At 41.1% G+C, this 13,611-nt stretch carries 13 protein-coding genes; 6 read left to right on the forward strand and 7 right to left on the reverse strand.

Annotated elements, in window-relative coordinates; all coding sequences use genetic code 11:
• Positions 1 to 231 precede the first annotated feature (231 nt).
• The 4 genes from AAEM60_RS19405 (at position 232) to AAEM60_RS19420 (ending at position 5,392) form a co-directional block, all read left to right on the forward strand.
• Complete coding sequence (locus tag AAEM60_RS19405; protein ID WP_341356903.1) at positions 232 to 1,197, forward strand: iron-siderophore ABC transporter substrate-binding protein; 966 nt, start codon at positions 232 to 234, stop codon at positions 1,195 to 1,197.
• A 489-nt stretch (positions 1,198 to 1,686) separates the two neighbouring features.
• On the forward strand, positions 1,687 to 3,192 hold the full coding sequence (locus AAEM60_RS19410) for a spore germination protein (RefSeq protein ID WP_299743579.1): 1,506 nt from the start codon (positions 1,687 to 1,689) through the stop codon (positions 3,190 to 3,192).
• A 17-nt stretch (positions 3,193 to 3,209) separates the two neighbouring features.
• Positions 3,210 to 4,298: a GerAB/ArcD/ProY family transporter gene (locus tag AAEM60_RS19415; RefSeq protein ID WP_341356904.1), complete on the forward strand. Its 1,089-nt coding sequence runs from the start codon at positions 3,210 to 3,212 to the stop codon at positions 4,296 to 4,298.
• Complete coding sequence (locus AAEM60_RS19420) at positions 4,295 to 5,392, forward strand: Ger(x)C family spore germination protein (protein WP_299743573.1); 1,098 nt, start codon at positions 4,295 to 4,297, stop codon at positions 5,390 to 5,392. The genes AAEM60_RS19415 and AAEM60_RS19420 overlap by 4 nt, the downstream gene beginning before the upstream one ends.
• Positions 5,393 to 5,432: 40 nt before the next feature.
• Here AAEM60_RS19420 and AAEM60_RS19425 read toward each other — a convergent pair whose 3' ends face one another.
• On the reverse strand, positions 5,433 to 6,473 hold the full coding sequence (locus AAEM60_RS19425) for an oxidoreductase (protein ID WP_341358026.1): 1,041 nt from the start codon (positions 6,471 to 6,473) through the stop codon (positions 5,433 to 5,435).
• 124 nt (positions 6,474 to 6,597) lie between these two features.
• Here AAEM60_RS19425 and AAEM60_RS19430 point away from each other — a divergent pair, with 124 nt between their 5' ends.
• The gene (locus tag AAEM60_RS19430; protein ID WP_299743568.1) at positions 6,598 to 6,912 is read left to right on the forward strand and encodes a thioredoxin family protein; all 315 of its coding nucleotides are present in this window, start codon (positions 6,598 to 6,600) and stop codon (positions 6,910 to 6,912) included.
• Positions 6,913 to 6,974: 62 nt separating this feature from the next.
• Here AAEM60_RS19430 and AAEM60_RS19435 read toward each other — a convergent pair whose 3' ends face one another.
• The 5 genes from AAEM60_RS19435 to AAEM60_RS19455 form a co-directional block, all read right to left on the reverse strand.
• Entirely contained in the window at positions 6,975 to 8,399 is a 1,425-nt protein-coding gene (locus AAEM60_RS19435; RefSeq protein ID WP_341356905.1) for a hypothetical protein, read from the reverse strand.
• A 203-nt stretch (positions 8,400 to 8,602) separates the two neighbouring features.
• A complete protein-coding gene (locus AAEM60_RS19440; protein ID WP_299743562.1) occupies positions 8,603 to 9,784 on the reverse strand; it encodes a GTP-binding protein in 1,182 nt (393 codons plus the stop codon).
• 41 nt (positions 9,785 to 9,825) lie between these two features.
• On the reverse strand, positions 9,826 to 10,983 hold the full coding sequence (locus tag AAEM60_RS19445; RefSeq protein ID WP_341356906.1) for an FAD/NAD(P)-binding protein: 1,158 nt from the start codon (positions 10,981 to 10,983) through the stop codon (positions 9,826 to 9,828).
• Between the two features lie 96 nt (positions 10,984 to 11,079).
• Positions 11,080 to 11,982 (reverse strand): TIGR03943 family protein, encoded by a 903-nt coding sequence (locus AAEM60_RS19450; RefSeq protein WP_299743556.1) that lies wholly within the window; start codon positions 11,980 to 11,982, stop codon positions 11,080 to 11,082.
• A 14-nt stretch (positions 11,983 to 11,996) separates the two neighbouring features.
• Positions 11,997 to 12,995 (reverse strand): permease, encoded by a 999-nt coding sequence (locus AAEM60_RS19455; RefSeq protein ID WP_299743553.1) that lies wholly within the window; start codon positions 12,993 to 12,995, stop codon positions 11,997 to 11,999.
• Between the two features lie 189 nt (positions 12,996 to 13,184).
• Here AAEM60_RS19455 and AAEM60_RS19460 point away from each other — a divergent pair, with 189 nt between their 5' ends.
• Positions 13,185 to 13,325, forward strand: coding sequence for a hypothetical protein (locus tag AAEM60_RS19460; protein ID WP_341356907.1), 141 nt, complete (start codon positions 13,185 to 13,187; stop codon positions 13,323 to 13,325).
• Between the two features lie 69 nt (positions 13,326 to 13,394).
• On the opposite strand, the gene AAEM60_RS19465 is transcribed toward AAEM60_RS19460, so the two are convergent.
• Positions 13,395 to 13,550 (reverse strand): hypothetical protein, encoded by a 156-nt coding sequence (locus AAEM60_RS19465; RefSeq protein ID WP_341356908.1) that lies wholly within the window; start codon positions 13,548 to 13,550, stop codon positions 13,395 to 13,397.
• Positions 13,551 to 13,611: the final 61 nt, after the last annotated feature.

Raw genomic sequence — 13,611 nt, forward strand, 5'->3', positions numbered from 1 at the left:
TATGTGTTAACCTCTCTATCCCTTATTGAAATTCAATAAGGAAAGGAAAATCTATTAATGCTCACGTTCTTTTCTTCTTTTACTATTTTAAAGAAGAATGAAACAACCGTCAATGACTTTGAAAATCATTATCATTTAGATGTTGACAATGAAAACCTTCTCAACTAATATAAAAAGTATAAATGATAATCATTATCAACCACAAATTATTTTTCAGGAGGATTTATACATATGAAATTAAGAAGTTTTATGTCTTTATTACTCATCGCTTCCCTTCTACTTTTAGCAGCTTGCGGGAATAAGGAAGAGGAAAAAGAAGAATCTGCAAGTAACGATGATAAGAAAGAAGAAACCTATACAGTAGAACACGCAATGGGTACGACTGAAATCGAAGGAACTCCTAAGAAAGTTGTCATCCTTACAAATGAAGGAACAGAGGCTCTTCTCTCTATGGGCGTGACACCTGTTGGTGCAGTACAATCCTGGACAGGCGATCCTTGGTACGATCATATTGCCGACGATATGAAAAATGTTGAAGTCGTCGGAACTGAAAGCGAATTAAATATGGAAGCCATTGCAAAACTTCAACCGGACCTGATTATCGGGAACAAAATGCGTCAAGAGGAACAATACAATCAGTTGAAGGACATCGCTCCAACGGTCATGGCGGAAACACTTCGCGGTAACTGGAAAGAAAACTTTGAATTATACGCTAAAGCAGTAAACAAAGAAGAAAAAGGTCAAGAAGTCTTAGCCGAGTATGACCAACGAATTGAAGATCTTAAAGGAAAACTTGGAGATAAACTTAACCAGGAAGTATCTATGGTACGCTTTTTAGCAGGTGACGTACGTATCTACCATAAAGATTCATTCTCAGGTGTGATCCTGGATCAATTAGGATTTGCCCGTCCTGAAGGTCAGGATGTTGATGACTTTGCTGAAAAAGGTGTGACGAAAGAGCGAATCCCTGCGATGGATGGAGATGTGTTATTCTACTTCACATATGAAACGGGTGATGGGGAAGCGAACAAGCTTGCTGAAGAGTGGCTGAACGATCCTCTATTCCAAAACCTTGAAGTAGCAAAACAAGATAAAGTGTATGAAGTAAGCGATGCTATTTGGAACACTGCAGGTGGCGTTATGGCAGCGAATGCCATGCTTGATGATATCGAGAAGTTTTTCCTGGAGCAGGAATAACCAAATGAGACTGGAAAAGAGACATTCCTTTTCCAGTCTTTTTTTGACCTTTTTTAATGGTTCTTTCGCAGAGATTGTTGTTATAAAAACAGAAGCTGCCAAAGCTCTGTCAACCAGTATGCGCTGGATGGTGAGGAGAAGTGGAACTGCTCCCGTTAAAATGTGTAGGTATGTATATTTATCTTCATTAAGAAACTCATGCATAGTGTTGATTCTCGCTGCAGGTGCTCGACTCCTGCGGGAATAGCGGGAAAGTTGAGACCCCACAGGGCAAAGCCCGAGGAGGCTCAACTCACGCCCCGCGGAAAGCGAGCACCTGCAGCGGAAATCAACCAGCACTTTCCTTTTAAAAGCAACGAAGTCTACGAAAACGCCTTTCATATCCAGCAGACCTTAACTTTTTTTCCCACTTCCCCCATCCTTTTTCATAATTCTCCTATTTTCGGAAACACTACAGGATAGACCATACATCGAACATGAGGGATTAGTATGTTTCCATTCTTTAAGAACAAGAAAAACGCCGATAACACGAAGAAAAAACAGACCTACGAAAACTTTAAGCAAGAAGCTGAGAAATCGGCTGACTATAAACAAGCCTTTTATCAAAACCCTTATACAGGGACCAAATTCAGTTTGCATTTCATTACCACTCTGATTGATGGAAAGATTCTGCAGGAGGATGTTCTCCCCTCCCTGCTTTCAAAAGATTTTCACTCCTTTGATGACCTAAAAACCTTGGTTCCTGTATTGGATATTCAAATTTCAAAAGATGAAGCGGATATCGAACAGAAGCTTTTTAATGGGTACACATTATTAACGATGGATGCCTCCAACCGGAAATTTGCCTTCATTGCAACGAAAAATGAAATGGGTAGAAAAGTTTCTCAACCAGAAGTGGAATTCAGTGTGGTTGGTCCGAAAGAAGCCTTTGTTGAATCTCTCAGTGACAACCTTAACCTGCTCCGCAAACGTCTCCCAATTAAAGAGCTGTTAGTGGAAGAATTCAACATTGGAAAACTGACACACACGAGAGTCGCTTTAGTCTATCTTGATGGATTAGTAGATGAAGCGAATGTGAATACGTTGCGTCAACGTTTGCGATCCGTGGATTTTGATCAAATCATGGATAGTTCATTTATTGAACAGCTCATTGCCGATAATAGCAATTCCCCTTTCCCCCAGTTATTGGATTCAGAACGACCAGATCGAGTCGCTTCTGTACTGGTGGAAGGGAAGGTGGCCGTGATGGTGGATGGATCGCCTCACGCATTGATTGGACCCACGACCCTTGTTGAGTTCTTTAATGCCTATGAGGATTACTTCCTGAATTTCTCGATTGCTTCATTCCTCCGTCTAGTGCGTGTTTTCGCAGTAGCATTCTCGATATTGATTACACCCGTATATGTTGCTGCGTTGACGTATCATTATGAACTTATCCCAAAGGATTTAATGGCCACTCTTGTCACATCCAGACAAGAAATTCCTTTGCCTCCTATATTAGAGGCGTTATTTCTCGAATTAACGATTGAATTATTGCGCGAGGCAGGAGCGCGCCTTCCAACCAAAGTTGGTCAAACCATCGGTATCGTTGGGGGGATCGTGATCGGGACTGCATCCGTTGAGGCAGGGATCACGAGTAACGTCCTGCTCATTTTAGTTGCCCTTGCTGCGCTTGCTTCCTTTACGACTCCCGTGTACCGCATGGGCAATACGATCCGCTTGCTCCGATTCCCCTTCTTGTTGTTCGCACAACTTTGGGGATTATTAGGAATCGTTTTCTGCTTCTGCTTGCTTATGGGACATCTCTTACAATTAACCTCCCTGGGCAGACCGTTCCTGGAGCCACTCTATCCACCGAGAATGAAGGATCTGAAAGACGCTCTGATCCGGTTCCCTTTTAGTAAACAAGCAGGTCGTCCAGAATATTTAAGAACAAAAAAACCATACAGGTTCCGTCCATCGGAAGGAAAGAAAAAGCTAGATATAGATGAATAAAGGTCGGAGGTGATCAGATGCAAACCATTCCAGATAGAAGAAAAATATCCCCTTTCCTTGTTTTCTTTCTCATTCATTCCATTCAAGTCGGGGCAGGGGTTCTTGGGTTCCAACGAATCATTTCCATGAATGCGGGGTATGATGGATGGATTTCTGTTATCCTGGCAGGTATCCTTACTCATGTTCTCATGTTCCTTATGTACCTTATTTTAGGTAAATCTGGAGGGGACCTTGTATCTGCTCATACTTTGGTTTTCGGGAAGTGGATTGGTAATATATTTAATTTATTATTCGCTCTCTATTTTAGCCTGCTGGTCATAACGATTATGAGGACGTATATCGAGGTGTTGCAAGTATGGATGTATCCCCGATTAAGTACGTTTATGTTTGCGTTGTTCTTCTTGATTCTTGTCTACTATATTGTGAATGGGGGAGTCCGTACCATTGCAGGTACAGCATTTTTTGGAACTGTGCTGCCCAGTTATCTGATTTTAACCTTTGCGTTTACGTTTAAATACGCAGATTTCCGAAATATTTTACCAGTATTTGATCACACCATCAAAGATATATTGATTTCCACAAAAAATATGTCACTTACCTATCTGGGATACGAATCCATACTGATGCTCTATCCCTATATTAAAGATGCGAAAAAGTCTCAAAAATATGCTCATTGGGGGTTAATTACAACAACGATAATATACACCCTGATTGCCATTATTTCTTTTGCATTTTTCAGTCAAAAGCAATTAGAAAAGACTGTCTGGGCCACCCTTTCCATGTGGAAGATCGTTGAAATGCCCTTTGTTGAACGTTTTGAATATATCGGTATCGCCAATTGGTGCTTAGTGATTCTGCCCAACGTGTGCATCTCTCTCTGGTGTGCCAGCAGGATCATTAAGCGAATGACTCCTTTGAGACATCGTCATGCACTGATCATTATTTGTATCCTCTGTCTATGCGTCTTAACTTTTATCACTGACAGAAAACAGGTTAATTTCTTGAATACGGTTTCAGGACAAATCGGTTTTTATTTCAACTTTTTTTACATACCTGCTCTCTTAGTACTGGTGACTATCATGAAGAAGGTGAGACAAAAACAATGAAACAACTTTCCTTGATCATATTACTCATTTGTTCTCTGTTCCTATCTGGATGTGTAGAAAAGGAAATTCTTGACGATTTATATGTTGAAACCGGAAAAGCCTATGATTATGGAGGAGAGAATAAAATAAGAGGGACAGCCCTGTTCCCCATTTATTTATCCGATAAATCCATCCAAAACGGAACGCTGTCTGCAGAAGCATCATCCACTCGGGAAGTGTTGGAGAAATTAGAAAGAAGGGCGCAACAGCCCCTTGTAAGAGGAAGCTTGGATGTCGTGTTGATAGGAGAAAAACTGGCCAAAAAAGGCATTATCGATATTGGAGACTCCCTGCAAAGAGACGCCAGTGTTGGGGCAAGGGTATATATAACGGTAACCGAAGGCGAAGCAGGGGAACTCATCAAAGGGAACTATGGCTTAAGAGGAAATGGAACGTATCTTTCTAACTTGATCACCCACAATATCACCCGAAGGGAATTGCCGGAAACAAATCTACATTTATTTCTATTCGACTATTTTCAAGAAGGACAGACACCGTATCTCCCCATATTAAAGAAGCTAACGAATGAAAGTGTAGCCATTACAGGTGTTGCCCTCTTCGATAAAGACAAAATGGTCAAAAAGATTCCCGCTGAGGAAATGTTCTTCTTTAAATTATTAGTGGATAAACTTGCTGAAGGAAGCCATGTCATCAAAATGGGGAAAAAGCCTGGCGCTGCCGAAAAAACGGTTGAGGCTTCTGTAACGAGTCTAATCACTAAGCACAAAATTATGATTAAACATAAAGCTGATCCTGTTGAAGTGACAATGAGAATCAAGGTTAGGGGAATTGTCAGAGAGTATACCGGAAAAAAATTGACACCTGATAAAGTGGGAGAAGTTGAGAAAAAAATGGAAAAGGATATAGAAGAAACGTGCTTAGCCATGCTGAAGGAGTTTCAGGAATTAGGCATCGACCCTGTAGGCATCGGACAAAATCAAAAACATGGAGTACGTGGCTTCGATATTAAGGAATGGGAAGGAAGCATCTACCCCAGGGTGAAATTCAATGTGGAGGCAAATGTAAAGATATTAGAGGCCGGTACTGTGGAATAATAGCAAGAGAAAGGCTCCCCTGGGCGGGAGCCTTTCTTTTTTAACTCAGATAAATAACACGTTTACTTTCCGCGCTATCTTTACATGCTTCAATCAATTCTATCACGCCTAAAGCATCTTCAGGTTTTACAGGAAGAGATTTGCTCTCTCTTAATGTCTTATATATCCCTTTGTAGTATTGAGTATAATCTCCCTTTTCAGAAGGAATGACTTCTGAGGTCACTTCGTCATCAGAAATGGTTGTCAACGTACCCCAGTTTTCTTCATCTTCCATACCCCAATCTTCAATAAGAGGATTTTTCTCAGCTTTTAAATCATCTTCCTGACGATCCATTCCGTGCTTCACGAAGCTTCCTTTTACTCCATGAACCTGATATCGCGGTCCTGGATCAAGGACGATAGAACGAGAGTACAACTGCACCCTCAATACGTCATACCCGAGTGTAATGTGGAAATAATCTTCCGCTTTTTCCGGATTTCTTTGTGGAAACACATCTGCCTGCACCCAATGTGGTGTACCAAACAGGGCCAGTGCTTGATCCAGGAGGTGTGAGCCCAAGTCATATAGCACACCGGCTCCCTCGATTTTATTTTCTTTCCAACGGTCTTTAATAGTCGGGCGGAAACGGTCGAAGTGGGCTTCATATGTATAGATTTGTCCTAGAGCTTCTTCTTGGAGTAATTTTTGGATGGTTAAAAAGTCGGCATCCCATCGTCGGTTATGGAAGACAGAAAGATGCAAGCCTCTCTCTTTCGCTAAAGCTATCAGCTCTTTTCCTTCGACACTATTCGTCACAAATGGCTTCTCTACCACGACATGTTTATCAGCTAGTAAAGCCTGCTTAATCATGGCATAGTGAAGATGGTTCGGCGTTGTGATCACCACTAATTCGATGTCTTGTTGAAGTAAATCTTCAAGGGACGACACCACTGTTGTACCCTCAATGTCTTTCAACACTTTCTCTTCATCAGATGAAAGCACCGCTTCAATATGAAACTCCTCCAAATGTGAGAGTAACGGGCGATGAAAACTTTGTCCTGAAAAACCGTATCCTACTAATCCAACTTTGATCGGTTGCATAATGTCACCTTTTTCTTTCAAAATGTATTCCCATATTATCATGTACAAGTTCAGACGAAAAATGATTCGTTTTACAATTGATTGTTTGTTTGTATAAAATAATGTAGAAAGGGAGGTTAACAACATGCAATCAATCAAAAACAAAGAAACCTTTGAAGATTTAATCACTTCGGCAGAGCCGGTGATCGTGAAATTCCATGCAGACTGGTGTCCTGACTGCCGTCGTATGGATATGTTCATTGATGAGATCATGGAAGAGTTCGGTCAATATAAATGGTACGACATTAATAAAGACGAATTTCCTGAAATCGCCGAAAAATATGACGTCATGGGCATCCCCAGCCTGCTGGTTTACAAAAACGGCGAAAAAATCGCTCACCTGCACAGCGCCAACGCCAAAACACCAGAACAGGTAACAGAATTCCTTGGCGCACTATAATCCAGAGGTCCGTCCCCGTTTATGCAGAGGGACGGACCTTTCATTTAAGTCACCTCAAACCATTAATTGATATTCCCCTTTCCATCTACATAAACGGTTTGAATAATCGTTCTCTGAAATTTGTTTCCCTCCTGGGTTTCTCCTTCTATATCGATGGTGATGTTATGGACTCCTTCTTCAAATTCAGCTAAAGGCAAAGAAGATAGATCTTCAGTTGTAATGAGGGTGGTTTGCTTTTTGTTTCCGCTCTTCATTGGGATATGGTGAATGGTATATGTTTTCTTCACAGGTTTGTCGAGTATATTCCATGAACCCATTAAAGATTCTCCATCACCCGTCAATTGATTCCCTCCTTTACTAACCCCTTTCTGAAACAGAATGGTCAGCATGTATTTTTCACTTTGACTATTATGTGCCCTCATTTCCCACTGTCCCAAAAGGGGCTTGGAAATGATAATGGAATGATGATAAGCGCCTGGGAAAAAGCCTGTCGCATCTTCCGTAATCATGAACTGTTTATACACTTGCCCGTTCGGACTAATGAGCTCATAGAGCGTAAACTGTTGATCACTGATCCAGTCCACCGAGATTTTCTCTACCTCTTCCTCGACAGAAAATTTCTCCACTCCAATACCCATAAATGCCCCGCCTCTATGGAGGACCGATGTTTCTCCCTCTTTTGCATGCTCGCTCACGGCAGCATAGGATATCTCTTGCACCTCTTCTGTTAAGAGATCCTTTAAATAAGGGAAGATCTCCCCGCCCTCTTTTATCGTCGTATGAGACCAATCCCGGACCTGCACCTCACCCCCATACGGAAGGCGTGAACTTGTTACCAGAACCGCTCCATCACTTTGTCCAAATCGGCTTAAGTATAACCCGCCCCAAAACAATTCAGAATTCACCCCTCCCCATCCTGTACCACCGAATGTATAGAATGGGGTGGCTTTGGCGAGATCAAGTTCGTCCGTCTGGGAACGAAAAGATTTCATATATCCCGTTTGCAAGGAGAACACGGCATTATTTTTACTCTTTAAAGCATCCGTTAACCAGCCGGCCCATTTACTATAGGCAAGGTCTGCAAGCTCTGATCCATGATGAGGAGACGAAAGAGTGATGACTCTCTCTACATAGGGTCCGGCACCATAATGAACCAATGCGGTTTGAACATCGATCCCTCCCTTACTATGCCCCACAACCACTACCTTCCTCTTAAAATAGTCGTAAATCTCACGAAGCTTCCCCTCTAAAATCTGCCCATTTTTCCACATATCTTCGTCTGGATGCAAATCAATGAAAACGGCTTGGTGCCCATATTTCCGTGTGAATTCCTGTAGATCGTTTTCTCTAATCCACGTGTCTGATGAGGCATGAATTCCATGAATAAATAAAATCGGATAGCCCTCCGACCCTTCTGCCATTTCATCCACAAACCACCTGCCCGGTATTCCAGACGCATTCTTCATCCCTTCCATTTTCTCATGCAATTCTATTACCTCCCTCTAGATTCCTATCTTCATTATCGTTTAGAAGAATCAAAATATCAGCAGGAATGTTAAATATAGGCATATAGATACAAGCTCCATGTTCGCAGTGCATCTTATCCAGAAGTCCAGTTTCATAATTTGTCATCAATACGATAAACTAAAAAAAATCCAGGCGCGTTCATGCGCCTGGATTTTTCCATCTATTAAACTTCCACTGTAAAAGCAGGGATCGGGTCTTTAAATCCAGTCCAATCCTCTGTCATTTCTTTTTCTGTTAGCAAGCAGCTATCCAATGACTGCTCGATTTCTTCCCTGTTCATCTCAAGACCGATAAACACGATTTCATTCATTCGATCCCCATAAACAGGGTCCCATTTCTCTGCTAATTCCACTTCTTCAGCAAGGATTTCTTTTCTCTCATCTTCAGGATAAGCAGCTACCCATTCCCCTGCTCCCTGGATGATGATCGATGGGCCTGCCTGGGACAATAAGCCCGTCATGTCGTTACGGGTCGGCAGCCAAAAGAAGCCCTTTGCACGCACGATGTCTACCGGCCAATCCTCCATCCAAGCCATGAAACGTTCTGGGTGAAAAGGCTTGTTACGGCGATAGACAAAAGAAGAAATTCCATATTCCTCAGTCTCGGGTGTATGTTCTTCTTGTAATTCTTTTATCCACCCGGCTGCCTGGCTTGCTTTTTCAAAATCGAATAGTCGGGTGTTCAGTACGTAATCTAATGAAATCTTAGAATGTGAGGTTTCGATGATTCTCGCTTCCGGGTTCAACTTATGAAGAACAGCTTTTAATTCTATTACATCCACTTCTTCCACTAAGTCTATTTTATTTAACACAATCACATTCGCAAACTCTATTTGATCAATCAGCAAATCCACTACTTCCCTTGTATCCCCTTCGTCTGTTGCCTCAGAGCGATCCAGCAACGTTTCACCACTTGCAAAATCATGCCAGAATCGATTGGCATCCACAACCGTCACCATTGTATCCAGTCTTGTGTTTCTTGTTAAATCAATGTCCATCTCCTCATCCATATATGTGAATGTTTGAGCTACAGGAATCGGTTCCGAGATCCCGGTAGACTCGATCACAATATAATCGATATTCCCCTGATCGACCAATCGCTGGACTTCTATCATTAAATCTTCCCTTAAGGTGCAGCAAATACAACCATTTTGAAGCTCGACTAGTTTTTCTTCTGTTCTAGTGAATCCGCCACTCTTCACGAGGGACGCATCGATATTCACTTCACTCATATCATTCACAATAACCGCTATTCGCTTATCTTCCCGATTATGTAAAATATGATTTAATAATGTCGTCTTGCCTGATCCTAAATAACCGCTTAATACTGTTACTGGTACTTTCATAATAAACATTCATCTCCTTTTAAATTCGAAATCATTACGATTTAAGTTGTATGGTTCACTATTCTTTCTGCTGCTTTCCTTGCACCTGAAATATTACGCGAGGGCGGCCCGATTTCTAACTCAGCCAGTGGTCCCGTAACAAATAAATGATTACACCATGACAAGTCCTCTTTCACTATCGGAAAACCACATTTCGCACACGCTAACTTTTCTTTTTGAATGAGTTTTTGCAGCCAGTCCACTTTCATGACCTCTCTTGAAAATCCGGTGGCAAATAGTATCGTCTTTGCTTTTACACTCGACTCTGCCTTCGTTAAATGCAGTATAATCTCATCGCCTAATACATCCCATGATTGGATTTCATCTTGGATAAAGGTGAACGTGTTGCTTCGTTTCAAATTTCTCAACTTATTAGCTAATTCACTTGGCATAGACCCTTTATGACGGGCATGATCAATGACCTCTCTTCTGTGTTCGTACCTGTGAATATTTACAAATCCATTCATGTATTTAGGTCCAAGCCAGCCTGGATCACTATCAAAATCGTTTACTCTATAAGGGTGACGGGCTATTTGATATACATGTCCGGGGAATTGTTTGCTTAGCTTAACCACCATGTGGGCAGCGGAGATCCCTCCACCTATCACGACGATTGGTGGCTCTATTCTCAGAAGGGACTCAGCAAATAAATGTCCAACTTGTTTTGGGCGTGACGCAACAAGAGCACTTCCCCAAGAGGGATAAGCCAATTTATTATTCATTCCCGTTGCAATCACAATGTTATTCCCATGAAAATGGTCCAAACTACTGGTTCTTACTATCCAACCGTTATCTCCTTTCTCAACGTGGTCCACCTTTCCCTGAAACCAGGCTTTAGATATTTTTATTCCTTCCAAGACAGCGTTACTATGCTGATTGAATAGAGTAAGAGCCGGCCGCTTATATGGTCCGTAGAAATTTTCTCCTCCACCCTTCTTAAAGGATTTCAGACTAAATGGATGTGTATCCAAATGGTGGACAAAAGGTGAACGCAAATACGGCATGTCAATTAAACCAGTCAGCCTTTTCCATTTAAATAATGGCCCTGGGTAAGGATCAATTACACATATCTTATGAATTGGCACCTTTTTCTTTTTCACAAGATACGTAGCCACGGTGCATCCATGGATACCTCCACCGATTATGATCCATTCATACATATTCTCACCACCTGATTATGCCTATTAAAACGAAATAATTACGATTTATTGATTATGAGAGAATCCTTACTTACATAAAAGTAAGGATTCTTTCGTTTATTCAATTTTAATAAAAAACTCTTCTACATAAGGATTAGCAGGCGGGTCGATTACTTCAAACACCGGATTCTTTATTACAGGCATTTCCTGACCATTAAAATCTACCTTATCAATCACGCCACTCACATTAATCCATGTATCTGGTTCCAGTTTACTCAGTTCTGAATCACGTGCCAATAAACCATAAACCGAGGCATCGGCTACGCAGCATGTAACGGTGAAACGGGAAATGACCAATTCTTCCTCTGCAAATCCTTCATCTTTATAAACAAAACCTGTAAGCTGAATTTCTTTACCGACGAAGTTGTCAAGATTTTCATCCACAATACTTAATGTTTGAATATATTGTTCATCTCTTACGAATATTTTTTCTTTTTTATTTACTATCTCTTTCAACTTGTCGAAATCCTTTTCCACAGGAAACTCATCATACGGTCCGAGGGTAGGCTCAGTTGCAAACGAATTTTTTTCTGCACTCTCACCTTGATTTACTCCGTTTTGTTCACTGGATGGGGGTGTTGAGAATAGACTATTCCCCACTTTCACCCCTCTCTTAGCCGCAACGGAACTATCCAATAAGTTATCTGGCAGGAGGAATCCCACCACAATTGGAAAAATAAATAGAGCATATACCATGCTGGACCTGATGAACCCTTTAGGCAGTTCATGACCTTCGCAACCACAATGGTGTTCTTTTGCAGAGGCTGAAGATGTACCCCGGATGATTTGAATCGCCCCCAGGAGAATGAAGACCCCCAGAGCAAAATACATATAACCATGCATTTTGGGTGCGACAAAGTTTTGCAAATTAAACGTTAAAAATAGTTTCAATACCAAGAGAGCATAACCAATTAAGATGATCCCTCTGATGAATGTATGGAATTGGATGGATTGTTTCACTCCTCTAGCCTCCTTTACACAAATACTTGGAATACAAGCGTGCAAATATATACTACGATTGTCACGATTCCAATAAAGATCAACACGAATTTTTTATTAAAGTAAGCAAGCATCAATAATGTATTCTTGAAATCAATCATCGGCCCATACACTAAAAATGCCAAAAGGGATGATGCAGAAAAGATACTGCCGAAAGACGAAGCCACGAATGCATCTGCTTCTGAACATAGTGAAATAATATAGGCAAACCCCATCATAACAGCCGGTGCAAGAACCTCATTCGTCCCAATCCCCACTAACAATTCTCTATCAAGATATGTCTGAAATCCCGCTGCAACAAATGCTCCGATGATAAGGAATTTGCCCATGTCAAAAAATTCATCACTGGCATGTACAATTGTCTGCATTAGTTTATTGGATGAGTGATCGTGATGATGCTCTTGGACACGCGCTTTCTGTATTAGCGGGTTTCTCTTTCCATAAAACCTGTACAATAGAGCCCCAATGATTAAGGCAGCTATTAAAGCAATACCCATCCTCCCCCAGACAACCGTCATATTATTTTGGAACGCATAGTAAGTAGATGCGAAGACAATCGGATTTAAAATAGGGGCTGTAACCATGACGACAATCGCAAGATGGGCAGGCATCCCTTTTTTAATTAACCTCCTGGCCACCGGTACAATCGCACATTCACATACAGGAAGCAATGCCCCTACTACAGCTGCAGGAAACAAAGCCAGGTAGGGGAACCTCTTCGGAATGATTTTTTGTAATAACCTCTCAGACACAAATACTTGAATAAGTGCTGATGCGAAGACACCGATTAAGATAAAAGGGATCGCTTCTAAGAGGATACTCAAGAATATGGTAATGACATTCGCCATCGAAGAGGTAAGAAACTCTTCCGGGACATAGACTTTCACCCAATCTCCCGCTAAAAAAAGAACAATGAATAACAAAAATAATAGTATCCCTGTCATCTCTTGACTAAAGCTCCTCAAAGAATTCATTCGTTTACGTTTCCTTTCTTTAGACTGCATTTATTAATCGTAATCATTTCGCTTTACATTATACCTTATTCTTGTCCCAAAAAACTATGCTAAATTATTTTTAATCTTTCTTTAACATTTCAATTCTGCATAACCTAAAGTTATTCTTCAAAAACTAAAGATGAATTGAATAGATTGGAGGGGATTCATATGACGAAAAAGGTCAACAAAGGCAGTGAAAATCAAAATTCACCCAAGCGTGGCACAACAGAGTTTGCTACTGAAATCACGAGTGGAGACAACAGTAAGGGAAATAAACATAATAAAGATCAGCGTAACAAAACGAAATAACAAAAACCTGTCCGATGGAAAATCGGGCAGGTTTTTGTTATTTATAGGTAAAGGATTCAGCTGGTACTCTTACTCATCATCACCGGTAATCTTTACCGCGGCTGTATTATTTTGAATATAAGTGGGCGGCGCCGGATCAGCTTCTTTTTCATTACTTCCATAAAATCTTTCATTCAATTCCATATTTGCTTCTGTAGTCGATGTTCTTTCATCCTGTTTCTTCATGTCATCACCCTTTCACTATTAGCGTATCGGATTCAAAATGAAATATACGCTCATTTTTCTC

Source organism: Rossellomorea sp. y25, from assembly GCF_038049935.1.
GTDB lineage: Bacteria > Bacillota > Bacilli > Bacillales > Bacillaceae_B > Rossellomorea.